We start from the raw sequence: 24,283 nt of genomic DNA on the forward strand, positions 1-24,283 counted from the left end.
CAGTTACCTACGCATTCTCTGCGCAATGCCGATTGCTAACGTTGGCAGCTCGTCGGGAACGACGCCGGTCGATTTGCCGTCCACTTTGTGGATGCCGCCGTATTCGGAGAACTCGACCAGCGTCGGAATCGTGGCGTTTGGAATGGGTTTGTCGCCGAAACATTCCCACTCACAGCAGAGCTCGGAATCCGCAAACAAGACCGCAACGTAGCCGGCGGAGTCAATTTCGGAGAGATCGTCCGGCCCTCGATAGCGCACGTAGCCGTCGACGATGTAGATCGGCTTGAAGGTTTGCGCGTACGCGATCAGCGGCGCGACCAGCAGCGCGATGAGATAGATCGCGAAACCGAATGCCATGATCCCGAAAATCGGCGCGAGAATCCACAGATCGTGCGGCGCGGCAACGCGCGCGCGCCAGACGATGCCCCAGGTGAGCAGTGCGAAAAAAACGGTGCCGAGCAGCGGCTCGACTGCAATTGCGAAGCGCCCGGTAAGACCACGCCACACAATCGCTCGTTCGCGTTCGGTCCACGGACGGGCCGTGAGATGGCGGCCAAGCCGTACTTCGCGGAACCCCATTTAGAACGAGTATTCGGCGCGGGCGGCGACCTCTGCTTTCCGTGAGCGGAGAAAGAGCGAGATGATCAGCGCCAGCAGTGCGAGGCCGGCGAAGGTGAGGTAGGTCCAGCGGTAGGCGGCCTCGTCAGAGATGGCGCCGGTCATGATCCCGCCGGCCACCGAGCCGCCCAGAATCTGTCCGATGATCAAGAATTGCGAGAGCAGTCCGACGGCAGTCGCGCGGGTCGATTCACTCGTCTCGTTGGTGACGATGTACCGCGTCGGCGCGCCGAGGAGGGCCCCAAAGCCAATCCCGGCGACGATCATGGCAAGTAGTGCGAGCGCCAGCGAATTGAATCCGAGCGCGAAGATCACCAAGCCGATCTCCGTCATCAGCGCGCCGGCGAGCAGTACGTTGCGGCTGCCGATGCGATCGAGCGCGCGCCCCGACGCAGGGATGACGATTACGAACATCAGCGCACCGACCGCCGCGATGGCGCCGGCTGCAACATACGAAATATGTTGCGCGCCGATCAGGACGGCCGGAATAAAGAAGAGCGAGCCCTCGAGCATGCCGATGACGAGTTCCAGAGCGTACGTTTTCGCCAGCTGCCGGTTGAGAAAGAGGCGGGGCGGCACGATTGGAAAGTCGGCCGATCGTTCCCAGAACCAAAAACCGGTCAGCAGCAAGATGCCGACAACGATCGGAACGGCGTGCGTGCCGGTAATGCCGTACATCAAGAACAATAGACCGGCGGCGAGAAAGAAGAGGCCGGGCACGTCCAGCGGGCCGCGCCGGTGCGGGGCGCCCGACGGGAGGACGCGCAGCGCAAAAACGATGACGGCGCCGCCGATCGCAAAATTCGGCACGAAGATCCAGCGCCACGAGATAAGATTCGTGATGATTCCGCCGTACAGCGGGCCGATGATGGCCGCGACCCCCCACGTCGCCGCAATCAAACCAAGCGCTGCGCCGCGCCGGTGGTGCGGAACGCGGTCGCCGATCGCAGCGGTCGCAACGGGGAAGATTCCGCCCGCGCCCAGCGCTTGAATCGCGCGCGCGATCAAGAACGTCGTGTAATCCTGCGATACGATCGCCAGCGCGCTGCCGGCCAGAAAGACGCCAATGCAGATCAGATAGATCGGCTTGCGCCCATAGCGATCGGCCAAGGTGCTCGTGACCGCGATGCTCAGAACGCTCATTAGCAAGTAGAGGGTGAAGACCCACGACAGGTCGCCGGTTGCCGTATCGAAGTCCCGGCCCAGCGCCGGCAAGGCCGGTGCGAGCACGCTCAAGTCGAGGGCGCCGAGAAAAACGCCCAGCCCGAGCGTCAGCAGCAGTGGAAATGCGTCGCGCAGATCCGGATCGTCCGCACGCAGCCTCACGTTCATGAAACGATCCGGTCGATCACCATGAAGGCGCAGATCAACGCCAGATAGAGCAGCGAAAAACGGAAGAGCGTGCGCGCGGCGGCTTCGCCTCCGCGCTGCACCTTGCGTGCATACGCGATGAACAGTGCCCCCAATACCAACGCGCTCGCAAAGTAGATGATGCCCATGACGTGCAGCGGGAAGAGTAGCAGCGAGACTGCGACGAGCACGTAGGTGTAGCCGAGAATCGCGCGCTTCGTACGCGCCTCGCCGACGACGTTGGGCAGCATCGGGATCGCGGCTTTTTCGTAGTCGGTCTCCGAGTTGAGCGCCAGCGCCCAGAAATGCGGCGGCGTCCACAGAAAGATGAGCGCGAACAGGCCGATCGCCGGTCCGCCGATCGTGTTGGTGACGGCCGCCCAGCCGACCAGCGGCGGAATGGCGCCAGCGGCGCCGCCGATCACGATGTTCTGCGGCGTTCGCCGTTTGAGCCACATCGTGTAGATGACGACGTAATAGACGTTGCCCGCCAGCGAAAGCCATGCGGCCAGCGGGTTCACACGAAAATAAAAGATGCAGAACGAAAGCACGCCCATCACGATGGCGTGCATGGTCGCCGCGAAGATCGAGATTCGCTGCGCCGGAATCGGCCGCGTTTGCGTGCGGCGCATGAGGCGATCGATGTCGGCGTCGTAGACGCAGTTCAGCGTTCCGGCCGACATTGCGGCCAGCGCGCCGGCCAGCAGCGTCCACCCGAGGAGCGGCAGCGGCGGCAGGCCGCGCGCGGCCATTACCATCGCGGCCGCCGTTGTAACGAGCAGCAGATACATGATGCGCGGCTTGCCGAGATCGTAGTAGTCGCCGAAGCGCGATAAGAGCGCGGCAACGCGCGTCTGCGCAACCTGCTCGGCGCGTGCGTATACGCTCACGTCGCGGTAACCGTTTTACGCACAGGCGCCGACTCGATTGCGGCCAGCGTTGTCGCGCAAACGAACGCCAGGAAGATCAGCGCGGCGTTGGCCGCATGCGCTTCGCGCAGATCCAGCGGCAGACGGAACGCGACGTTCAGCAGGCCTAAAATTATCTGGACGAAGACGAGCAAGAGTCCGGCCGTCGTCCAGATTCGGACGCTCGCGCTCGATCGTTTCACCCAGACGATGGCGAATGCCGCAACCGACGCCAGCAATGCTGCGGCCGCGGCCGCGCGGTGGAGCATCTGGACGAATTGTCCGTCGCTGTACACCACGACGTTGCCGGCGCACCCCGGAATCGTTACGCACGCCAAGCCGGCGCCGCTCGAGCTGACGTATGCGCCGATGCACATCGTTATGAATGCCACTACCGCCGTGCCGGCAAGCACGCCGGTTACGCTCGCGCTCTGCGAATGCCGTCGGCGCAGCTCTCCGCCGGCCGCGAAGATCGCCAGCGCGGCCAGCGACGCGATCAGCGCCATCGCAGTTCCCCAATGCCAGACGACCGACGCCGGTACGTTCGAAAGCCGTACTGTCGCGGCTCCCAGCGCAATCTGCAGAACAAACAGCGCGCCCGTTACAGCTGCCGCGGGGCGGACGAAGCGCGCGGATTCGCCGCGACGGCGAAAGGCGATCACGATCACGGAGATGACGAGTACGCTGAGGGCCAGCGCGGTGAAACGGTGCGTCCATTCCCACACGACGCCGCCGTCGAAAGCCGGAACGAGTCGTCCGCGGCAAAGCGGATAGTCGGGACACGTCATGCCCGCGCCGTTGATGCGCGTCCAACTCCCGAGCAAAACTTCGCCGAAGGCTACCGCAACCGCAGCCCAACTCAGGCGCGCCAAGGTCCTCACAGGACCTCAGTTTAGCCCAGGAGTCCCAGACCCTACAACGACCTTAGCACTTCGCCAGGGCGCCGGCCACGTGCTGTGCCGCGCCGGTTTCGTCCAGCGTTATCGAAGGAAGCCGCGACTCAAAGTCGGTGGCAGCCGCGGCCGCTTCCTGCGTAGCGGTAGGATGGTTCGGATCGTGTCCGAGATTCGGCATGGCTTGCAGGCCGGTGGTCACATCCATCTGGCCGCCGCGTCCCCGCGCCTGCGCCGCCCGCTGCTGGGCGATGATGTCATACGGATAGTTTGACAATGGATCGGCGGCGCCGAGCGTCGCGCGATTCGCTTGCTGCTGCGCTTCCGTAAAGGTTGCCATGTCCTGGAAATCGACCGACGCTAGATATCCGTTGAGATCGCGCGCGACTTTCTGTTGACGCCAGAGCGCGCCGCCGAGCGCGTCGGCAAATTCTTTGAGCTCTTTCTGTTCGTTTGGATCCTTGGACTGCGCGGCCAATGCGCGCAAACGTTTGACTTCGTCGTCGGCCGATCGCGATGCGAGCGTGACGTTCTTTGCAAAGTCGCCCAGCGCGGCAAGCCCGTTCCGGCGATGGATCGAGTTGCCGTCGTCGAGGTTGACCGCGCGCAAACGCGTGATCATTTGCTGAATCGTGACGTCGTTATTGAGCGCGGCGCCGATGGCGCTGTTCGCATGCGTGACGATCTCGGCACAGCGAGGTGTCGAGCGGACGCTGGCGATCACTTTGAGCGCCGGTGCGGGCGAGGCCGCCGGTGGGACCGGAACTGCGGCGGCGTAGGATGCTGCCGGACTCAAAAGCGCGACGGCTCCGGCGATGGCGGCGAGACGATGGAACATATGCAACCCCTTGTATCCTATAGAATGCACCCGCAGGGCGCCGCGTGACAATACCTCGAACGCCTTTGCGCGTGAAGCGCCTCTGGGCCCTGGCTGCCCTCGTCGTCCTGGCCGGCTGCCGGGACGTCCGCGTCCAGACCTTTCGGCAGGGCGAAACCCCAGTGCTCGGCGGCAATGAGATCGTGGTCGTTCGCGATACCCCTTCCCTGGAACGCCTGGGAATCCACGCTCCGGTGCGGTTTCGTGCGGAGTTTGGCGTCGTTTTGCTCATGGGGCCGCACGACCGCTCCGGCTACAAACAGATCATCGAAGCGATCCGTCCGCGCGCCGATCGCTTCCGGGTGGTGGCGTTCGAAGCGGCGCCCGCCGACGGCGGCGAGCCTTCCAACCGATACCGAACTTTTACACTCTGGATCGTGCCAAACTCGGCATATCGCCGCGGAATGCACATCGAAGTCGTGACGCCGGCGGACGAGGCGATCACCTCAACCGACCTGCCTTAAGAAGCAAGGCAGGCGAGATGCGGCCCAGTCTTTCCCTCGATTCGGAGATCGTCGCGGCGAACGCGCGCGCGTGGAGCGCATTTGCCGGCGTACCGGTGCGCGCCGTTGTGAAATGCGATGGTTACGGTTGGGGTCAAGAGATCGTGGTCCGCGCGCTCGACGGCATCGTTGAAAGCTATTGCGTGGCGGACGCGGACGAGCTGCACGCGTTGCGAGAGTTTACGGCTGCGCCGGCGATTGTTTTGGGCGCTGTGCCGTCCGAACGGTTGCGCGAGGTGCTGGCTGCAAACGGTCAGCCATCGATTTCGAATCGTGCGGAGCTGGACGTTGCGGCGGAGTGGTCGCGCGCGGAGTCGCGGCCCCTTAGAGTCCGCGTCGGGATTCGAACCGCAGCCGCGTGGAACGGACTCTTATTGGAAGAACTCGCGCAGTTCGCTCCGCAGCTGGCGGCGGCGGCGGCCGAAATCGAACTCTGGACGCATCTTACCGATCTCTCGGTCGCCGACGAACAGCTGGCGCTCTTTGACTCGGCGCTCGAAATCTTGCAGCGCTCCGGCGTGACGGTGAGTGGAAGCGATCTCTGCAGCACGCTTCCGGCCGGTAGTAGCATCAAACGCGGCACGTCGGTTCGCATTGGCGCCGGCCTTTTCGGGGCGACGGGCGGCGCGGCGATTCCGGGCGTCCGCTGCGCAATTAGTATGCGCGCTCCGGTCCTGCGAATCGAGCGACATTCGGCGGGGACACGTTTGGGTTATGGGGGTACCATGCTCGGGATGGATTCTACCGTCGCAACGCTCCGCAGCGGATTCGGAGACGGCCTGCCTTCGAGTCTGCAAGCGACCGGCGACGTGTTGATGGTCGGCATGCAGTATGCAGCCGTCCTCGCCGGAAGCCTGACCGGCTCCGATCGCGAGTTCGCTTGGCTTGACCCGTCGTCCGATCTCGACGCATTTGCGCGATCGGCCGGCCGCCCCGTCCATGAGATCATTACGACGCTTGGAAACTGTGCCCGTGCGGGCTGCGTTGAGAAAAGGTTTGATGCAGGCACGTAAGACACACGAAATCGACGTTTCGGTGGAGCGATTGGGAGTGGCGCTGGAGCCAAACGGCGATGCCAGTGAAGCCGAAGGAACGCTTAATCCCGCCTGCGCACGCTCGCGGGACGGGCAGCTTCTCTTATATCCGCGAGACGTCGCGCACGGAAATATTTCGCGCGTTGGAAGAGTCAGGTCGACCGCGGACGGCGATCGCTTTTCGTTTCAGCGCGATGGGTTCGCTCTCGAGCCGAGCGCGGTATACGAGCTTCGGCCGCAGCCGGGTTACGGCTGCGAAGATCCGCGCGCCACGTTCATTCCCGCTCTCGATCAATACGTGATGGCCTACACGGCCTTCGGGCCGCAAGGGCCGCGCATCGCGCTGGCGCTTTCGGACGACGGCTATACGTGGACGCGCCTCGGCAAGCTGATCTTCGATAAGCCGGGCATGCACATCGGCGACGACAAAGACTGCGCGTTCTTTCCCGAGCCCGTTCTGTCGCCGGCCGGCGTCATGTCGATCGCGTTTTATCACCGGCCGATGCTCCATCTCTCCGCGGTCGACGGACGAGCGGCGATTCCGATCATCGAGCGCATGCCGTATCGCGATCGTGAATCGATCCGCATGGGCTACATTCCGCTGGAGCCGGCCCTCAAGGATCGGCAGAAGCTGCTCGACGTCTGCGAGAGTCAGCTCCTTTTGGCGCCCAACGGCGATTGGGGGGCGCTCAAGGTTGGGTGCGGCACGCCGCCCGTACGTATAGATGAAGGCTGGATGTCGATCTTCCACGGAGTCGACGTGATCCAAGACGACGCCGCCAAACCCAAGATGCGGTACAGCGCGGGCATCATGATTCACGACTACAAAGACGTGCAAACGATCATCTACCGGTCGGCGCATCCGATTCTCACGCCCGAAGACGAGTCGGAACTGCACGGCATCGTGGACAACGTCGTGTTTCCGACGGGCATCGATCCGCGTCCCGATTTGGGACCGCGCGTCTTCGATTTCTACTACGGGATGGCGGACTGGTCGATCGGCGCCGGCCGCATGACGCTCACTGCTTAGGTACTATGCGATCTCCGCGGCAATCGTCTTCACGGTCGCGGTTATCGTTGCAAGCTACGTCAACCGCGATCGCATCAGGCTGAAGATCGCCTCAGTCTACGCATCGGTTCCCCCGAAGGCCGCGCAAGCCAATCCGCCGGAGCCCGGCAGCACGCGCGATCTTGCGATCGTGGCGCCGTGGGCGTTATCGGCGCTGCCCGAATGTCTGCGGCAAACGTTTGAGGCCAGAGGATCGCACGCGTACGTTGCCGCGCATCTGCCCGCGGGCTACACATTGCAGCCGTCGGGAACGGTCTTGACGTACAGCGATTGCATCATCACGGCGCGCGGAAAAGACGTTTTGGTGCGCCGCGGCAAAGACAGGTTCTCCGTGTCCGCTCCATCTGAGCTCTTTAGAAAAGGTTCGTCGATCGCGCTCATCCACGATGCAGGCGCGCGATCCGTTCTGCGTATTTACCAACCCGCGCCGCCGAGCCTTTGATGAGCGATGTGGCCGAACACGTGCGCGAGCGGCGCACGTTTGCGATTATCTCGCACCCGGACGCCGGCAAGACCACGCTGACGGAAAAGTTGCTGCTGTACGGCGGCGCCATTCAAACCGCCGGTCAAGTCTCCGCGCGGCGCGCGCAGCGCGCGGCCACAAGCGACTGGATGGAGCTGGAGAAGCAGCGCGGGATCTCGATCACCTCAACGGTCTTGCAGTTCGAGTACGGCGGCTGCACCATCAATTTGCTCGACACGCCAGGCCACCAAGATTTCGGCGAGGACACGTACCGCACGCTGCTCGCAGCGGATAGCGCCGTCATGCTGATCGACGCCGCCAAAGGCGTCGAACCGCAGACCAAAAAACTGTTCGCAATCTGCCGCGCGCGGCACATTCCGCTCTTTACGTTCATTAACAAGATGGATCGCCCGAGCCGCGATCCGCTCGAGTTGCTCGACGAACTTGAAAACATGTTAGGGCTCGGGGTCTTTCCGATGAACTGGCCACTGGGCAACGGGCCATCGTTCAAGGGCGTCTACGATCGCGCGACGCGCCAAGTGCACCTCTTCGAGCGCGCGGTTCACGGCGCGAAACGCGCGGGCATGCACCTGACGGGCGTGCACGATCCGCAGATCCGCGAATTTCTGGACGACCGCTCGTACGCGCAGTTTCTGGAGGAGATCGAATTGCTCGAAGGCGCCGGCGCCGCGTTCGATCCGGCCGCGATGCTGCGCGGCGACGTCTCGCCCGTATTCTTCGGCAGCGCCGTGACGAACTTCGGCGTGCAACTGTTTCTGGACGACTTCATAAAAATGGCACCATCTCCGACCCCACGGCGCATCTTTCAAGAGTGTCATCGTGAGGTATCGAACGACCGCGAGCGCGAGCGAGCGGCCCTGAGCGATAGCGAAGGGTTGCTCGACCCCACCTCCGACCAATTCGCTGGGTTCGTATTTAAGATCCAAGCAAATATGGATCCGCGGCACCGCGATCGCGTCGCTTTCGTGCGCATTTGTTCGGGCAAATTCGAACGCGACATGACCGTGCGCAACGTGCGTTCCGGAAAAGACGTACGCTTGTCGCGCGCGATGAAGCTTTTCGCGAGCGAACGCGAATCGCTCGAGGCCGCGTATGCCGGTGATGTGGTCGGACTCGCGAATCCCGGGGTCTTCGCCATCGGCGACTCGCTCAGCGAGGGCCAGCCGATTCAATTCGAGCGGTTTCCGGCGTTCGCGCCCGAACATTTCGCGCAAGTGCGCAGCATCGATACCGCGGGCTATAAGTCATTCGGGAAAGGTATCGCGCAGCTGCGCGAAGAGGGCGCGATTCAGGTGATGTACCCCTTGGGTTCGATGCGCACCGAGCCGGTGCTCGCGGCGGTCGGCGAATTGCAGTTCGAGGTTGTGAAGTACCGCTTGGAGTCGGAATACAACGTGAAGACGGTCTTTACGACGCTGCCGCTTTCGGTTGCGCGCCGAATCGAAGGCGACGCGGAAATGATCCGTACCGCGCAGTTACCGTCGAGCGCCAGGCTTTTGGAAGATTGGGATGGAGCACCGGTTGCGCTCTTCGAATCCGATTGGAGTGTCAAGCTCGCGGAGGAATGGAATCCGCAGCTACGCTTCCTGGAGTTTGCTGGTGCGAACGCCTGACGTTGAGGCGGTTCGAGCCGCTGCAGCCCGCTTACGCGGCGTCGCGCACCGGACGCCGGTGCTCCGCTCGCACACGCTCGACGAACTCGTGGGTGGCGAAGTCTTTCTCAAATGCGAGAATCTGCAGCGCATGGGCGCATTCAAGTTCCGCGGCGCCTACAACCGGATCGTGCAACTCGACGCGAAGCAGCGCGCCGGCGGCGTCGTCGCGTTCTCGAGCGGTAACCACGCGCAGGGCGTGGCACTTGCCAGCAAGTTACTCGGCGTTGCCGCCACGATCGTCATGCCGTCCGACGCACCGGCTTCAAAAGTGGCTGCCACCCTGGAATACGGGGCCGAGATCGTCTTTTACGATCGTCACCGCTCGCATCGCGCCGAGATCGCGGAAGATATCCGCAAGGAACGCGGCGCCACGCTCGTGCCGCCGTTCGACGATCCCGATATCATCGCCGGAGCGGGGACGGCAGCGCTCGAGTTGCTTGAGGACTTCCCGGAGATCGACGTGATCGTCACGCCGGTCGGCGGAGGCGGTCTGCTTTCCGGAACCGCGCTTGCGGCGCAGAGCAGCGGCCGAACGATCACCCTCTATGGCGTCGAGCCGCAAGCCGGCAACGACTTTCAACAGTCGCTCGAGCGCGGCGAACGCGTGAACATCGAGGTTCCGAAAACGATCGCGGACGGACTGCAGACGCAAGGTCCCGGCGAGATTACTTTCGAGATCGTGCGCCGTTACGTTAAAGCGATCGTCACTGTGAGCGACGATGAACTCCGCGATGCCATGCGGTTCGCCTTCGAACGAATGAAGATTGCGATCGAACCGAGCGGCGCGGCCGGCCTGGCGGCAGTGCTAACGCGAAGGGTTGACGCGAAGGGCAAGCGTGTTGGCGTGATTATCAGCGGCGGCAACGTGGACGCGCGCCGGTTCGCCGAGTTGCTCGCTACTGCGTAACGAGCGCGACGTCGCGAATGCCCGCGGCCTTGGCCGCATCCAACACGCGAATGACTAAGCCGTAAGGCGAGCGCGTGTCGGCATAGAGCGAGACGTGCGCCTTCGATCCTGCGCGTAACATCGCCGCATAGAGCCCTGGCACGCTCGTCACTTTGCCGCCCACGGCGATTTGGCCGTGTCGATCGATCGTGACGATGACGCGCTGGAAGACCGTCGCGGCGATCGATCTTCCCGGGTTTGAAAACTGCCGCTCGAATCCGGGCGGCGTCAGCAGTGCCGCCAGCACCATGAAGATGATAAGCAATACCAAGAGCACGTCGGTGAACGGCGTGATGTTGATCTCGCTGAGGAGTGTCGATTCTTGAGCAGCGGCGCCGAACTTCGTCATGGCCGTAAAGCGAATTAGGCGATGCGGGCGTGACGGTGCGTGGCCTCGACCACGCTCGGCCGCCCTTCGTCCTTCGACTAACTCAGGATGACACTGAGATTAGCGGCCCATCGTGTAGAACTCGTCGTTTGGGCGCATGTTCATGAGGCCGGCCATGCGGTTGGAGAAGCCGAAGAAGGCTGCAATTGCGGCGATGTCCCAGATGTCGTCGTCGCTGAAGCCGGCCAATTGCATCGCGTCGATCTCATCGTCGCTCGCGGCGAAGCCCGGCTCGTTCACACGCGAGGCAAACTCGAGCATCGCGCGCATTCGCGGCGATAGCTCGGCGGTGCGCCAGTTGTTGGCAATCTGTTCGGCCAGAACCGGGTCTTTGCTGAGCACGCGCAATGCCGCGCCGTGCGCCACCATGCAATACTGACACCGGTTCTCGGATGAAACGGCAACGACGATCGCTTCACGCTCGACGCGGCTGAGGTTGCCGGGCCCTTTCATCAGCACATCGTGGTAAGCCATAAATGCGCGGAAGTGTTCGGGCCGCCGCGCATATGCGCAGAACACATTCGGCACGAAACCGATTTTCTCGCGATTCTTTTCGTAGACTTCGCGAATATCCGCGGGCAGCTCGCTTTCGGGCGGTTCGCCGAAGCGTGAGACCGCGCTATCGCGCGGCATAAACGTCGCGCACCGCGGCTTCGACCGCCGCGATTGTCTGCGGTGTCGGCGCCGCGTCCGCCGATTCGACGATGTCGAGCAGCGAGGCGAGTTGGCTGTTGTCGTCGCTGTAACGCTGCGCGCCTTTCGTATCTTTTATCGCCGTGGCGTGGTTCATCTTGGAATAGCTCATGCCCATCGCTTGGACGATTCGTTCGGCCAGCGTGAATTGTGCTTGGAGCGCGGCTTGCGAAGTAGTGACGCGCGGATCCATCTTGAGTTGAAATGTGCGCGTTTGCGTGACGCCATCCGCCGAAAGCTTGACGGTGTACGTTCCCGGCAGTACGAGCACGCCTTGCGGCCCGATCGGCGTGTCGTGCACGATCGCCGAGATTGGGTAGTCGCGCGAAACGGCCGGCGGATCGGCATAACGATAGTCCCACTCGAGCCGGTGCATGCCGGCGCCCGCCGACGGAATTTGCGTGGGGCGCACCCAGTAGGTCGGCACGCGGATAGCTGGATCGATCGGCTCCGGTTTGTCAGTGCTCGCCCATTGGCGAACGAGATTGCCCGCCGCGTCATACACTCCGATGGTTACCGGCCCTTGCGCGTCTTGCGGCAAGTAATAATCGATCATCGCGCCGTCGGGCGGGTTCTTGGCGGCCGGTTCCTCCGGCGGAAGCGGCGTGTCGGTCCAGGTGTCGCGGCGCACGCGGTATGCGGTCGCCGGCGTAAACAGATGGACGCCGAGCGCACTTGACGTAAGCTCTCGCAGCGGTGCGATGTCGTCGAGGATCCAGAACGAGCGGCCGTGCGTGCCTACAACCAAGTCGTCACCGTGCACGACCAGATCGCGAATCGACGTCGACGGCAGATTCAACTGCAGCGACTGCCAATTGGCGCCGTCATCGATCGAGAAGTAGACGGTGTTCTCGGTGCCGGCGAAAAGCAGACCGCGCCGCTTTGGATCTTCGCGCACGGTGTCCACCGGCGCAGTATCCGGCAGGCCGGCGTTCAAGAGATCCCAATGCGCGCCGAAATCGTGCGTGCGGTAGATATATGGATGCATGTCATCCAAGCGTAAGCGCGTCACCGCAACGTACGCCGTGCCGCGATCGAAATGCGACGAATCGATCTGCGAGATCTTCGACCACGAACCGCTCGCGGCACGCAAGCCAGGCGGCGAGACGTTGCTCCAATGTTTGCCGCCGTCGCGCGTCAGCCAGATCCATCCGTCATCCGTGCCGGCCCATAGCAGGTTCTTGTCTATATATGAAGGCGCCAAGCTGTAGACGACGCCGCGATGCACGCCTTGCGCCAGCGGGCTCTGTGTGAACGGTCCGAGGTTTGCCGGTACTCCGGGGTTTTCGCGCGTAAGATCGGGACTGACGATCCGCCAGCGCCGTCCGCCGTCGGTCGTCGCGAAGACGACGTTCGATCCTAAATACAACGTGCGGTTGTCGGCTCGGCTGAAGACCAGCGGATTCGTCCGGTTGTAGCGGTACTTGCCTCGCTCGTAACTCGGCGAGACGTCCTGCGTCTGCTGCAGCGTCTCGTCGTACCGCGAGACCGTGCCGCCGCCCGCGCCGTAGATGATCGTCGGATGCAGTGGATCGGGCGCGACGTACCCGTACTCGGAGGCGCCGACCGGATGCCAGTAGCGAATCCAAATCGAGCCGTCGTCGCTGCGGCTGAAGACTTCCGCACTGCCGCTCTCTTGCTGGCCGCCGAAGACGCGATATGGAAAACGATCGTCGGTGATGACGTGATAGAACTGCGCCGTCGGCTGGTTGTACCACGAACTCCACGTCCGCCCGTAATTCACCGAGAGCGTTGCGCCCTGATCGCTGGCCAGCAGAATGATGTTGCGATCGCCCGGATCGATCCAGATCGTGTGATAGTCGTCGCCGCCGGGCGCGCCTTTGAGCCCGTCCCACGTCTTGCCGGCGTCGGTCGAACGGTACGTTTGCGTGTTCGCCGCGTAGACAACGTCGCGATCCACCGGATCGACTGCGATTCCGGAAAAGTCGCTGCCGCGGCTGCAGACCCGCGATTCGGAATTGGTCTTGATCCAATTCGCGCCGGCGTCGCTCGTGCGGTAGATGCCGCAGCCTTTGTCGTCGTTAATCCAAGCGTAGAGCCGTTGCGTGTCCTCCGGCGCGATCGTCAGGCCGATGCGTCCTATGCCGGCAGGCAAGCCGTTGTGCAGCTGAGCCCAGGTCGATCCGCCGTCGGTGGATTTATACAGACCGCCGTTTTGATAGAGTTGCAGGACGTCGCGCAGACGCCACGGCGGATTGCGCGAGGCCCATAACGACGCGTACACGACGTTTGGATTCCGCGGATCGATGAGCACCGAAACCGCGCCCGTGTTTTCGTCTTTGCCGAGCACTTTCTGCCATGAGGCCCCGCCGTCGGTGCTGCGGTATAATCCGCGCTCCTCATTGGCTCCGTACGGATGGCCGAGTACGGCGGCGAAGACGCGGTCCGGATCGCGCGGATCGATCGCGAGTGCCGCAATCTGGAATCCATCGCGTAAGCCGAGGTGCGTCCATGTGGCGCCTGCGTCGGTTGATTTGTAAATGCCGTCGCCAACCGAAAGGTCGGGGCGGCGCAAACCTTCGCCCGAGCCTGCATACAGAATGTTAGGATTGCTTGGCGCAACCGCCAGCGCGCCGATCGATCCGGTGTCCTGACCGTCGAAAATCGGATCCCACGTGCGCCCGTAATCCGTGCTCTTCCAAATGCCGCCGTTGTTCGGCGCAATGTAGTAGACGCCGCGCTGCGACGGAACTCCGGCCGCCGCGACCGTGCGTCCGCCGCGGAACGGCCCGATCATGCGCCACTGTAAGCCGCTGTAGTACGCGGGCGAGACCGCCATTGCGGCGACCGCCGTGGCCAGCGTGAGCGCGCGGATCACTTGCGGCGCGAGCCGTTGCGGTGGCGCTGCTTCGGCGCAAACGGTGCGCCGAACTTGATCGGTTTGTCGCGTGGAAGTTTGTCGTTGACGTCGGTGCAGCCGATCGGCGTGAAATCGCGGCAGTCCGCCGGCCGCGCTTCGTAGATGCCGCAATAGAAACGTCCGGGTTTGGCTTCCTTTAAGAAGACGCACTGATCGGCGACGTCGTCGGTGACCTTGCGCAGGTAGCCGAGATGGTAGCCGTCCGCCGATACGCGCTGGACCACGTAGTCGTCCAGAACTTGCTGCGACGTCAGCTGCAGGTGCGTGGCGATGCGATCCACGTCGGCTTGGCTGACGAAAGGCTCATAGCCGCTGCAGCATTCGGCGCATCCGGGCGGGCAGGCGACGTTCTCAGGCAGATCTTTCAAATGCTTGCGCGCCAGCGCGATCACTTTTCCCACGGCGGCCACGAACTCGGGGTCGTCGTTGTACTTATACACCCACTCGCGCTCGATGTTCTCGCTCGTGTTGTAGTAGTGATTGATGGTTTGATTGTAGGTGATCGTGATGTGCTCTTGGTCGATCTCGATCTCTTGCACGCGCTCCATCGGCGTCGTGTCGAGCATCTCCGGATGCGTGGGTTGTCCGGTCTCACGCGTATACTTTCGCAGGGCGGTCAGGTCGATGGTAGTCATATCGCAGCGTTATTCGACGCAGGTTTTTTAAGGCCCCGGCGAGAGAAGCATTCTATCGTGCGCACAGCTATCGGCGTGGACCTCGGAGGCTCGCATGTTACCGCCGGCATCGTAGGCGAGGATGGTGCTCTGCTCGGGCAGTTCGAGCAGGACATCAAGGACCGTTCTTTCGATGCGGTGTTTGCGGCGCTGCAAGCCGTCCTAACGAGTGCGCTGAAAGACGGCAAAGCCAAGAATGCAGTCGGCATCGGGGTGGGCTCGCCCGGAAACATCGACCTGCGCACCGGAACGATCCTCTACTCGCCCAACTTCATGTGGACGGACATTCCGCTGGGGGAGCGGCTGCGCAAGGAGTTCAGCCTGCCGGTGTTTGTCGCCAACGATGCGCGCTGCGCTACCCTCGGCGAGCATGCGTTCGGCAGCGGCGTGAATACGCAAAACTTCGTGCTCTTGACGCTCGGAACCGGAATCGGCGGCGGTATCGTTGCGAACGGCCGGCTGTTGATTGGCAATCGCGCCGGCGCGGGCGAGATCGGCCATCACCAGATCCGCCCGACCGACGGATTCATCTGCGGCTGCGGAAAGATCGGCTGCTTCGAAGCGCAAGCGTCGGGCACGGGATTGATCCGCCACGCCTTTGCGGTTGCGCCATCGTTTCCGCGAAGCACACTGCTCGATCGCGAGCGCGATAAACTCGGATCGAAGGCAATCCGGCGAGCCGCGCAAGCGGGCGACGCGCATGCGGTTGCCGCCTGGAAAAATTTTGCCGCCGATCTTGCGCTGGGACTGGCCAACATCATTGCGTTTGTGAACCCCGAGATGATCGCGCTCGGCGGCGGAGTGAGTACCGCCGGCGACTTCATGCTGGACTCGGTGCGCGCGCGCGTCTCGGAATTAACCACGATGGTGCCGCGCGGTACGACGCAGCTCGTGATCGCTAAACTCGGAAACGACGCGGGACAAGTCGGCGCCGCCACGATGGCGTTTCGCGGCGGTCTAACGGATTCGTGAAATCGGCCGTTCTTCTCGGCATCGTGCTGATGGCGATGAAACTTCCGTTCGGACTAACGCCCGAATCGATCAAGACGATGATGACGCCGCTCAAGAAGCATCCCGCGGCGATGCCGGCCGGCACGATACCGGTCCAAGGGTGCGTACCGTCGATGGGCTACCATTACGCGTTTCCGAAAGATTTGCCGATGGGCCCGATCTACGGCTACTACAACGGCAAGGCCGTCTTCACCGAACTGATGGTCGAGAAGTCGTTTTTTCTGCAAGGAAAAAGTTTGGACGACGCTCTCAAACCGCTGCCGGGCTACGCGATCGATCATATCGACATCTGGTACGAACCGTTCGGGCATCCCGGCTATAGAAAGCCGCACTTCGATATTCACGCGTGGTACGTTCCGCATAACGTGCATATGAAGTTTTGCGGGAACGCCTCCGGGAAGCGGCCGGCGTTTCTTTAGCGCGAAAGGCTTCGCGGGCAATCGTTCGAACTTTCCCGCTGGCAATGGGAGGTTGCCTTATGAAACGTGTTTTTTTATCATGCCTAACGCTGCTCTCGTGTGCGTCGCTGTTGGCGGCAACGCCGCCGATGAAACTTCCGCCCGGCCTGACGCCGGCGATCATGCAGATGATGAATACGCCCCTGAAAACGCACCCGGCCGCCATGCCCGCGGGCACCGTTCCATTCGCCGGCTGCATTCCGACCATGGGCTATCACTTTTCCAATCCGAAGAACTTCCCGTTCGGGCCGATCTACGGCTATTACAATGGAAAAGCGACCTTTACCGAAGTCATGGTCGATCAGAAGATGTTTGCCCAGGGCAAGAGCTGGGACGAGCTGTTAAAACCGCTCCCGGGCTACAAAATCGATCACGTGGACATTTGGTATGAGTCTCATGGCCATCCCGGCTACACGATTCCGCACTACGACATTCACGCGTGGTACATACCGCACAGCGCGCACATGACGTTCTGCGGAAACAAGTCCGGCAAGCGGCCTGCGTACTTGATGTAAGGTTAGACGCTAATCGCCTCGCGCAGCGGCACGTACTCGTCGTCGGCGGGGATCGTGCCCTGCAGCGTAATTTGTTTGATCAGCGCGGCGATGCGCCGGGAACTTCGCTTGGGGGCGATCAGCTCTTGATTGTGCTGCATCGCCTCCAATCTGCGCGGATTTCGAACCAGTCCGTCTACCGCGCGCACGATCTCTTTAATGCTGGTAATGGCAACGATGCCGATGCCGTTGTTGCGAACGAAATCCACGTTGCCGCGCTCTTGCCCCGGAACGTAGTCGTACACGACCACCGGTAATTGCGCGGCGTTGGCTTCGGCCAGCGTGCCGGGACCGGCTTTGGTCACGAGCAAGTCGGCGGCGCGCATCAATTCCGGAATCTTGTCGGTGAATCCCAAGACGGTCATCGGCGTCGGCAGCGATGGAGCCAGCTCCTCGATCTTCGCGCGCAGCGTGTCGTTGCGGCCGCAGATGACGACCAAATGCATCGGCAGCTTGGCCTTGGCCAAGCGAAGCGCAGCGTGCAGCAGCTTTCCACCGCCCTCGCCGCCGGCCATCAACAGCGTCACGAAGCCGTCTTGCGGCAACCCCAAGCTCGCGCGCAACTCGCGCTTGCTGCCGGTGACGTCGTCGAAGTTGGGAGAAATCGGCTGGCCGAGCATGCGCAACCGTTCCGGCGGGACGCCGCGCGACAGCGCGCGCTCGTAGACTTCGCGTGCCGGAACGACGACCGCGTCGGCTTCGGGCGTCAGCCACGACTCGTGCACTTTTCCGAGGTCGGTGATCACCGTAACGATCGGAATGTGCTCCATCTGGGCATCCGCGCGCGCGCGCAGCGCGGCGTGATTGAGCAGCGGATGAACCGAAACGATGACGTCGGGTTTGTAGTCCAAAAAGAGATCGCGCAGCTGCTCGCGATAGAGCGGCTCGCAAAAACGGACGAGCGCTTTGTAGCGGCGCCGTCCGTTGGTCGCGTAATAGAGCGCCCCGTATACCGGCGGAGCATAGCGCAGCGCGGCCGAGTAACCCCAGCCGAGCTGCGTCAAAGGGAAGGCGGCATGCGCCGCAACGTCGTCGATGCGAAACTCGAACTCGGGCTCGCGGATCTCTCCCAAAGCGATCGCGATCGCGTTGGCGGCGCTGCGATGGCCGCCTCCGGTATCGGAGATCAGGAAGAGCGCGCGTTTTTTCAAGCTTTGACTCCTGGTCGCGCGGTGGTGCGCGTCCGCCGGGTGGGAGCGAGTGCGGCCAGAAGCGCCCGCGCCGGGGCGTCATAAAAGCGAAAAATGTCGCCGAACTCTGTGCTTGGATTTCGGTGGTGGCCGTCGTGGTCCTCGGGAAGCACGATGCCGAGCGTGCCGAAGGCGGCCCGCAGCGCAGGCGGGGAACGCCAGCCCAAGTCGCCCGCGTGGCGCCACCACACGTGCAACTGACCAAGCGCCAAGCCCCCCAGCGCGCCGGGCCACGAGAGGTGCCAAACCAAGGCGGCGGCGCCCAAGTAAGGCAGCGCGCCGAGAAACCCGTCCAGCAAGACGGCCGGGTCGCGCGAAATCACGGCGTGATCCCAGTACGACCGGCGGCGATCGTGATGCGTGCGCAGGTGCAGCGTGAACCATAGGTGCTGCGGCACATGATAGAAGAACGTCGATCCGAAATCACCGACGACGAGGACGAAGAACGCTGCGAGTAGTGCCACCGAAGTTCCGCCTTCGCGTTGCCGCGGGAGTTTGCTTGGCGCTCTGCGGTTGTGCGGCCCCGCTTCCCGACGAAACGCCGAACACCACGGTGTTCATACCCACGGTCCGCGAGATGGCGCTGTCGTGGCACGATCCGGCCTACGCTAACGCCGTGTATGGTCTGCGGCCGTTGATGGACGGGCCGCCGACGCGCAGCGCGACCCTTGCGATTACGCGCGTCGTCTTGCGCACGAATCCCAAACTCGCGCCGCTGGACGCTCTGGGATTAGCCGAGGCGACGGTGCGCGCGGCGCGCGCCCAAGCGCTGTCCCCGGAGTTTCTAGCCGCCACGCTGCTTCAGGAATCGGCTTTCGATCCGCAGGCACTCTCGTCCGCGGGCGCAGTCGGCATCGCGCAGTTCATGCCCGATACCGCGCGAGGCGCCGGGATCGATCCCTTCGATCCGGTCCAAGCCATCGGGGGCGCCGCCTCGCTGCTGGGGTCGTATTCTCGAGCGTACGCCGGGCTCTACGCCAATCCGCTGACCGCGGCGCTCGCGGCGTATAACGCCGGCCCGGGCGCGGTCGCGCAGTATCGCGGCATTCCGCCCTACGCGGAGACACGCGAGTATGTGAACGACGTGATCGACCGCTGGGCAAAGATTACGGCGGCCGAAACGCCAATACAAGCGCCATGAAGCGTTTTATCGTGCCTCTGCTTTTTGCATGTGCGGCCCTGGCGGGTTGCGGCAGCGTTACCTCGGGTATCGACTTTAAAGCGCCCGCCGGCTGGACGACGTTCAGCTTGATGGGACGCTTCCAGATGTGGATGAAACCCGGCCCGGAGAAAGACAAAGCGCAGATGGTCTTTCTGATACGCGGTCAGACGGCCGATACGATGGACTTCAAACAGATTCCGCAGGCGGGCAGCTCTATTCGCAATCAGAAGATGAGCGCGATTAAGATCTGCGGGAACCAGCGCGCGCAGTACGTGACTGCGGTCGGAACCAGCAGCAACGGCGGCGGTGACGAAGCGCTCGAGATGATCTCGGCGCCGGTCGGCGACCAGAGTTTTCTGGCGATGTACATCCGGCCGCAATCGATGAAGCCCGATCCGGCCGCCGAAACCGCGATCCGTTCGCTCTGCGCCGCAAAAACGACGACTTAGCCCCGGCTGAAGCAGTCCCCCAGGAATTTCTGAACGAGATTCCATGAGTCGGCGGTCGCGGTAGCGATCGCTTCGTCGGAGTATTGATCTTGCTTGACCGCGCGGAAGAACGCATGGCCGACGCCCGGATAGACTTCCAGCAGATACTCCTTGCCGCGCGCGTCGAGTTCGCGGCGAATGCGCTCGATGGCGTCCGGCGGAATTCCCTTATCCTCCGCGCCGAAACACAGCAGCAAAGGCGCGCGAATGCTATCGGCCTCGGCTAGCGCCTCGGGATCGCCGCTGTGGAACGGCCGCGCGATTTGGCCCCCGTAAAAACAGATCGCGCCGTCCACGTCGGGCAGCGTCGCGCTCAGGAACGCTACGGAGCCGCCCATGCAAAAACCCCATGTCGCGATCATGCCGTCGCGGACGAATGCTTGACCTTTTAGCCAGTCCATCGCCGCGCCGAGATCGGCGTAGATCGTTGCGCGCGAAACGCTTTTTGCGGCCTGAATGCCGGTTTGCGCGCCTGCTTCGTCATATTTCACGTTGAGGTTCGGGTGGGTCCGATGGTAATAGTTGATCGCCAGACCCACGTAGCCGGCCCCGGCAAGCAGGTCGGTGACGCGGCGCATCTCGGCGTTGACGCCGAAGATCTCTTGCAGCACGATGACGGCCGGGTGCGGTCCCGAACCTTCGGGCGGCCGCGCAAGATAGGAATCCATCTGCGAGCCGTCGACAGAAATATTCACAGCCTGACTGATCATCGCTCTCCTCTTCCCCCGGGAGGCTCACATTTATGCCCGCCGCTACAACAGCTCCTATGGACCGCCTGCAGATCGTCACCGTGCCGCAACTGCGCCTGCCGACATTCGCCGAGGACGTTGCCGCGGGGCTGGGTGCGAATCCCAAGCGTTTAAACTCGAAGTATTTCTACGACGCGGTCGGATCGGCGCTGTTCGATGCGATTACGTATTTGCCGGAGTATTATCTGACGCGCGCGGAGACGGACGTTTTGCGCGAGTGCGGTTGGGAGATCGTGCGGGCGTTGGGAAATCCGGTCGAGTTCGTCGAGCTCGGCAGCGGCAGCGCGACGAAGACGCGGCTGCTGATCGAAGAGGCGCTGCGCGTGCAGTTGACCTTGCGCTACTCGCCGATCGATATTTCGGCGGAAGCGCTGCGCGCCTCGGCCAGCTCGCTGGTGGACAGTTATCCGGCCGTGCGGGTGAGCGGATACGTCGGAGATTATCTTTCGGTGTTGGATACGCCGCATCTGCAGCGCAGCGGCAAAGTTCTGGTGATGTTCATGGGCTCCAACATCGGCAACTATGAGCCCGCGGAAGCGGTAGCGCTGCTGCGCCGGATCGCAGCGATGCTCAAACCGGGTGACGGGCTGCTGCTCGGAGCCGATCTCAAAAAAGATCGCCGGGAGTTATTGTCGGCCTACGACGATCCGGCCGGCGTGACCGCAGCATTCAACAAAAACATCTTGGCGCGAATCAATCGCGAACTCGGAGGCGATTTCGACGTGAAGAACTTCGAACACGTGGTGGAGTACGAAGAGGAGCGCGGCGGGTTGCACTCCTACTTGGCCGCGACGAATGAGCAGAGCGTGAACATCGCCGAAATCGGATTGCAGTTAAACTTTGAGCCGGGCGATCGCATTCACACCGAGTCGGCATACAAGTATTCACCGCAGAGTATTGCGGAGATGGCGAGCTCGGCCGGTTTGAGCGTCGCGCGCAGTTGGACCGATCCCGCGCAGCGGTTCAGCGTCAACCTGCTGATAGGTGCATAAATGATAAGACGGCTGCTCTCATCTTGCCTCGCACTCGCCTTTATCGCGTCGCTTAGCGGCGTTGCGGCGGCCGCGCCGCGTCCGGTTGCGGCCGAAGATCTCTTCAAGTTCACGTTCATCACCAACGCGCATATCTCGCCCGACGGCACGCGCGTCGTTTTCGTGGCGACGAAGCTCAACGGTCCCAAAGAGACGTACGACAGCAACCTGTACCTCGTGCCGGTGGCCGGCGGCGAGCCGAAACGCCTTACCAACACGGGACGCGACGACGGCCCGGCATGGTCGCCCGACAGCCGCACCATCGCGTTTACGCGCGGCCCCGCCAAGAAGGGCTTGCACGCGCAGATCTTCGCATACGACGTCGCTAGCGGAACCGTACGGCAACTGACGCGTTTGAAACAGGGCGCGAGCGGTCCGGTCTATTCGCACGACGGCAAACGCATCGCATTTCGCGTCGTCTCGATCGATCCGGCACCAGCGGCGCACATCAACTTCGCCGCTGCAGGATTCAAACCGAAGAAAGATCAGGACAAGAGCGACGTGCGGATCGTTACCAACATGCATTTCGAAGGTAACGGCGCCGGCTACACGTACGACCGTCATCCGCACATCTGGGTCATGAACGCGGACGGCAGCAAGGCGCGTGCGCTGACTTCCGGTTCGTGGGCTGAGACCAACGCGCGTTGGTCGCCCGACGATACGCTCATCGCGTTCGACTCGCTGCGCTACCATTCGCCGAGCCTCGGCCCGAACGACATCTATACGATTCCGTCATCGGGCGGAACGATGCGCAAGCTGGCCTCGGATCAGCCGGCGAACGGACTGCTGGATTTCGATCGCGGTCACGAGGTTTGGTTTTTTAGCGGCGGCGTCGCCGATCCGGCCGAACTGCCGGCGTTGGTCCGGTCGCGCCCCGACGGCTCGAAACGGAAGACGATCGTTCCGCTGAACACAGTTGATTTTGGCGACAGCGTGCTTGCGGATATGGGCGAGCCGGGCGGAGGCTGCGGACCCTACTTCGCGCCGGGCGAGTCGTTCGCGCTGATGAATGCCAACGAACCCGGTTACAGCGCGCTGGTGAAAGTCGATCCCAAGACGGGCGCCGTGCAGAAGCTGACGACCGCGGGCGAAGCGTCCGACTGTTCGATGGACGAAGGCGGACGCTACATTGCCTACGAGCTCTCGGACTTCACGCACCCGCGCGAAGTCTATCTCATGGACGTCGCGACCGGCCAAAGCAAACGTCTTACCGGAATGAACGATGCGCTCATGGCGCAGCTGCAAGTCTCGACGCCGCAGCCGTTCACGGTTACCGACGACGCCGGCTTCACCGTGCACGCGTGGTTCATGCCCGCCATCGGTGCGAAGCCGGGCGTGCGGTATCCGACGATCCTCGATATTCACGGCGGCCCGGAAACCCAGTTCGGCGAGACGTTCTTTCACGAGTTCCAGTATTGGGCCGGCCTGGGTTACAACGTCGTGTTCAGCGATCCGCGCGGCAGCGTCGGCTTCGGCTATCCTTTTGAAGAGGCGCTGGCCAAGCACTGGGGCACCGCGATGTTCGACGACGTGCAGCGCGTGATGGACGAGGCGCTCAAACGGCCGGACGTCGATCCGAACCGGTTAGGTGTTTCGGGCGGCAGCTATGGCGGCTACGCGACATTATGGGTCGTCGGTCACACCAACCGGTACAAAGCCGCGATTGCGGAACGTGTCGTGAGCAATCTGGCGACCGAGCAACTCGCCGCCGATCTCGCTTCGGACAACGCGCTGGGCGGACGCTATTCGTGGGGCTTGCCATGGCAGCCCGGCAACCTGTATCTGCAAGAGTCCCCGATCTCGTACGTTGCCAACGCCACGACGCCCCTGCTGATCCTGCATTCAGAGGAAGACACGCGTACGCCGATCGATCAGACGCTGCAGTGGTTCAACGCGTCCAAGATCTTGGGCCGCACGGTCGAGTACGTGATCGTCCCGGGGGAGAATCACGATCTCTCACGTGTCGGCTCGCCGATCCATCGCGTCGAACGGCTGCGCATCCTCTCGCAGTGGTTCGCGAAGTACTTGCGCCCCTAGTTCGCCTCTAAGGCGCCGACCATGTAGTCGTGCCGGCCGAGTCGTTAATGAAAGCGCCGTAGGTGCCGCTCGTTTGCCAGCCCATATAGGATCGCAGCGTGTGCGATCCATCGAAGAACTCAACCATCGGCTCGTCGGTCGTCGTTTGGCCCAAGTAGACGCGCTGCACGTGGCTTGAGTCGTAGAATTCCAGCATGTTCGTGCCCTCGGTGTTTTCCGAATACTCCGACCGGACCGTCCCGCTCTTGTCGTACAAACGCATGACGGGTTTGACCATATCCGAAAGGTACAGTCCCATTCTCCGGGTGCCGCTCGTGTCGTAGTAGTACAGGCCCGGCTGCTTCACGCTGTTCCAGCCTAAGTTCATGCGCTGCCGGCCCGATTTGTCGATGAGTACGAGTCCCGCGCTGCTGAGGCGCACCGTTCCGTTCGCACCTGAAAAACTCACTTGACGCTGCTGAGCGACCGTTACGCCGCCTGCGAAAAGCGCGAAGCCGAGGACTAACGAGAATCCGAATAATCGTTTGAGCGTTTTGGCTTGACGTTCGAGCTGGTCGATCCGGCTTGCGAGCTTGCGAAAATCCGAACTCGATATCATGGCTGTTCTCCTTTTAGAATGTAGGAAGGGTT

26 protein-coding genes are annotated in these 24,283 nt (G+C 62.6%); 13 read left to right on the forward strand and 13 right to left on the reverse strand.

Annotated elements, in window-relative coordinates:
- Nucleotides 1-3 precede the first annotated feature (3 nt).
- From VFO29_00305 to VFO29_00325, 5 genes are read right to left on the reverse strand one after another with little or no spacing between them, the layout of a single operon-like run.
- Nucleotides 4-579, reverse strand: a complete 576-nt coding sequence (locus tag VFO29_00305; protein HET9391948.1) for a hypothetical protein — start codon at nt 577-579, stop codon at nt 4-6.
- Nucleotides 580-1,950: an MFS transporter gene (locus VFO29_00310; GenBank protein ID HET9391949.1), complete on the reverse strand. Its 1,371-nt coding sequence runs from the start codon at nt 1,948-1,950 to the stop codon at nt 580-582.
- Nucleotides 1,947-2,858 (reverse strand): heme o synthase, encoded by a 912-nt coding sequence (locus VFO29_00315; protein HET9391950.1) that lies wholly within the window; start codon nt 2,856-2,858, stop codon nt 1,947-1,949. The genes VFO29_00310 and VFO29_00315 overlap by 4 nt, the downstream gene beginning before the upstream one ends.
- The gene (locus VFO29_00320) at nt 2,855-3,757 is read right to left on the reverse strand and encodes a COX15/CtaA family protein (GenBank protein HET9391951.1); all 903 of its coding nucleotides are present in this window, start codon (nt 3,755-3,757) and stop codon (nt 2,855-2,857) included. The genes VFO29_00315 and VFO29_00320 overlap by 4 nt, the downstream gene beginning before the upstream one ends.
- Nucleotides 3,758-3,800: 43 nt before the next feature.
- Nucleotides 3,801-4,607: a hypothetical protein gene (locus tag VFO29_00325; GenBank protein ID HET9391952.1), complete on the reverse strand. Its 807-nt coding sequence runs from the start codon at nt 4,605-4,607 to the stop codon at nt 3,801-3,803.
- Nucleotides 4,608-4,678: 71 nt separating this feature from the next.
- Here VFO29_00325 and VFO29_00330 point away from each other — a divergent pair, with 71 nt between their 5' ends.
- The 6 genes from VFO29_00330 (at nt 4,679) to VFO29_00355 (ending at nt 10,298) form a co-directional block, all read left to right on the forward strand.
- Nucleotides 4,679-5,110, forward strand: coding sequence for a hypothetical protein (locus VFO29_00330; GenBank protein ID HET9391953.1), 432 nt, complete (start codon nt 4,679-4,681; stop codon nt 5,108-5,110).
- Nucleotides 5,111-5,127: 17 nt separating this feature from the next.
- On the forward strand, nt 5,128-6,162 hold the full coding sequence (locus VFO29_00335; protein ID HET9391954.1) for an alanine racemase: 1,035 nt from the start codon (nt 5,128-5,130) through the stop codon (nt 6,160-6,162).
- Complete coding sequence (locus VFO29_00340) at nt 6,149-7,213, forward strand: hypothetical protein (protein ID HET9391955.1); 1,065 nt, start codon at nt 6,149-6,151, stop codon at nt 7,211-7,213. The genes VFO29_00335 and VFO29_00340 overlap by 14 nt, the downstream gene beginning before the upstream one ends.
- Before the next feature lie 169 nt (nt 7,214-7,382).
- The gene (locus VFO29_00345) at nt 7,383-7,694 is read left to right on the forward strand and encodes a hypothetical protein (GenBank protein HET9391956.1); all 312 of its coding nucleotides are present in this window, start codon (nt 7,383-7,385) and stop codon (nt 7,692-7,694) included.
- Nucleotides 7,694-9,349, forward strand: coding sequence for a peptide chain release factor 3 (locus tag VFO29_00350; GenBank protein HET9391957.1), 1,656 nt, complete (start codon nt 7,694-7,696; stop codon nt 9,347-9,349). Before VFO29_00345 ends, VFO29_00350 begins: the two co-directional genes overlap by 1 nt.
- Nucleotides 9,336-10,298, forward strand: coding sequence for a threo-3-hydroxy-L-aspartate ammonia-lyase (locus VFO29_00355; protein HET9391958.1), 963 nt, complete (start codon nt 9,336-9,338; stop codon nt 10,296-10,298). Before VFO29_00350 ends, VFO29_00355 begins: the two co-directional genes overlap by 14 nt.
- On the opposite strand, the gene VFO29_00360 is transcribed toward VFO29_00355, so the two are convergent.
- The 4 genes from VFO29_00360 to VFO29_00375 all read right to left on the reverse strand — a co-directional run bounded on the left by VFO29_00360 (nt 10,288) and on the right by VFO29_00375 (nt 14,934).
- Nucleotides 10,288-10,686 (reverse strand): biopolymer transporter ExbD, encoded by a 399-nt coding sequence (locus VFO29_00360; protein ID HET9391959.1) that lies wholly within the window; start codon nt 10,684-10,686, stop codon nt 10,288-10,290. The two genes, VFO29_00355 and VFO29_00360, sit on opposite strands and share 11 nt — an antisense overlap.
- A gap of 99 nt (nt 10,687-10,785) precedes the next feature.
- Nucleotides 10,786-11,358 (reverse strand): peroxidase-related enzyme, encoded by a 573-nt coding sequence (locus VFO29_00365; protein ID HET9391960.1) that lies wholly within the window; start codon nt 11,356-11,358, stop codon nt 10,786-10,788.
- Nucleotides 11,345-14,257, reverse strand: a complete 2,913-nt coding sequence (locus VFO29_00370; protein ID HET9391961.1) for a hypothetical protein — start codon at nt 14,255-14,257, stop codon at nt 11,345-11,347. Before VFO29_00370 ends, VFO29_00365 begins: the two co-directional genes overlap by 14 nt.
- Complete coding sequence (locus VFO29_00375; protein HET9391962.1) at nt 14,254-14,934, reverse strand: YkgJ family cysteine cluster protein; 681 nt, start codon at nt 14,932-14,934, stop codon at nt 14,254-14,256. The genes VFO29_00370 and VFO29_00375 overlap by 4 nt, the downstream gene beginning before the upstream one ends.
- 57 nt (nt 14,935-14,991) lie before the next feature.
- Between VFO29_00375 and VFO29_00380 the strand changes: the two genes are divergently transcribed.
- The 3 genes from VFO29_00380 to VFO29_00390 are packed head-to-tail and all read left to right on the forward strand — an operon-like array spanning nt 14,992 to nt 16,957.
- On the forward strand, nt 14,992-15,945 hold the full coding sequence (locus VFO29_00380) for an ROK family protein (protein HET9391963.1): 954 nt from the start codon (nt 14,992-14,994) through the stop codon (nt 15,943-15,945).
- On the forward strand, nt 15,942-16,403 hold the full coding sequence (locus VFO29_00385; protein ID HET9391964.1) for a hypothetical protein: 462 nt from the start codon (nt 15,942-15,944) through the stop codon (nt 16,401-16,403). Before VFO29_00380 ends, VFO29_00385 begins: the two co-directional genes overlap by 4 nt.
- A gap of 59 nt (nt 16,404-16,462) precedes the next feature.
- Nucleotides 16,463-16,957 carry a hypothetical protein gene (locus tag VFO29_00390; GenBank protein ID HET9391965.1) on the forward strand — a complete coding sequence of 165 codons (495 nt, stop codon included), beginning with the start codon at nt 16,463-16,465 and terminating at the stop codon, nt 16,955-16,957.
- Nucleotides 16,958-16,959: 2 nt separating this feature from the next.
- Here VFO29_00390 and VFO29_00395 read toward each other — a convergent pair whose 3' ends face one another.
- Both VFO29_00395 and VFO29_00400 read right to left on the reverse strand, forming a co-directional pair.
- Entirely contained in the window at nt 16,960-18,147 is a 1,188-nt protein-coding gene (locus tag VFO29_00395) for a glycosyltransferase (protein HET9391966.1), read from the reverse strand.
- Complete coding sequence (locus VFO29_00400) at nt 18,144-18,650, reverse strand: hypothetical protein (protein HET9391967.1); 507 nt, start codon at nt 18,648-18,650, stop codon at nt 18,144-18,146. Before VFO29_00400 ends, VFO29_00395 begins: the two co-directional genes overlap by 4 nt.
- Here VFO29_00400 and VFO29_00405 point away from each other — a divergent pair.
- Nucleotides 18,644-19,327 carry a lytic transglycosylase domain-containing protein gene (locus tag VFO29_00405; protein ID HET9391968.1) on the forward strand — a complete coding sequence of 228 codons (684 nt, stop codon included), beginning with the start codon at nt 18,644-18,646 and terminating at the stop codon, nt 19,325-19,327. The two genes, VFO29_00400 and VFO29_00405, sit on opposite strands and share 7 nt — an antisense overlap.
- On the forward strand, nt 19,324-19,797 hold the full coding sequence (locus VFO29_00410; GenBank protein HET9391969.1) for a hypothetical protein: 474 nt from the start codon (nt 19,324-19,326) through the stop codon (nt 19,795-19,797). Before VFO29_00405 ends, VFO29_00410 begins: the two co-directional genes overlap by 4 nt.
- On the opposite strand, the gene VFO29_00415 is transcribed toward VFO29_00410, so the two are convergent.
- The gene (locus VFO29_00415) at nt 19,794-20,531 is read right to left on the reverse strand and encodes a dienelactone hydrolase family protein (protein HET9391970.1); all 738 of its coding nucleotides are present in this window, start codon (nt 20,529-20,531) and stop codon (nt 19,794-19,796) included. The genes VFO29_00410 and VFO29_00415 overlap by 4 nt on opposite strands.
- Nucleotides 20,532-20,602: 71 nt before the next feature.
- Between VFO29_00415 and egtD the strand changes: the two genes are divergently transcribed.
- Both egtD and VFO29_00425 read left to right on the forward strand, forming a co-directional pair.
- The gene (gene egtD, locus VFO29_00420) at nt 20,603-21,577 is read left to right on the forward strand and encodes an L-histidine N(alpha)-methyltransferase (GenBank protein HET9391971.1); all 975 of its coding nucleotides are present in this window, start codon (nt 20,603-20,605) and stop codon (nt 21,575-21,577) included.
- Nucleotides 21,578-23,653 (forward strand): S9 family peptidase, encoded by a 2,076-nt coding sequence (locus VFO29_00425; GenBank protein HET9391972.1) that lies wholly within the window; start codon nt 21,578-21,580, stop codon nt 23,651-23,653.
- A 7-nt stretch (nt 23,654-23,660) separates the two neighbouring features.
- Here the strand turns inward: VFO29_00425 and VFO29_00430 are convergent, their stop codons facing one another.
- Nucleotides 23,661-24,251 (reverse strand): hypothetical protein, encoded by a 591-nt coding sequence (locus VFO29_00430; GenBank protein HET9391973.1) that lies wholly within the window; start codon nt 24,249-24,251, stop codon nt 23,661-23,663.
- Between the last annotated feature and the right edge of the window lie 32 nt (nt 24,252-24,283).

Origin of the sequence: Candidatus Rubrimentiphilum sp. (genome assembly GCA_035710515.1) — a bacterium.
GTDB lineage: Bacteria > Vulcanimicrobiota > Vulcanimicrobiia > Vulcanimicrobiales > Vulcanimicrobiaceae > Rubrimentiphilum.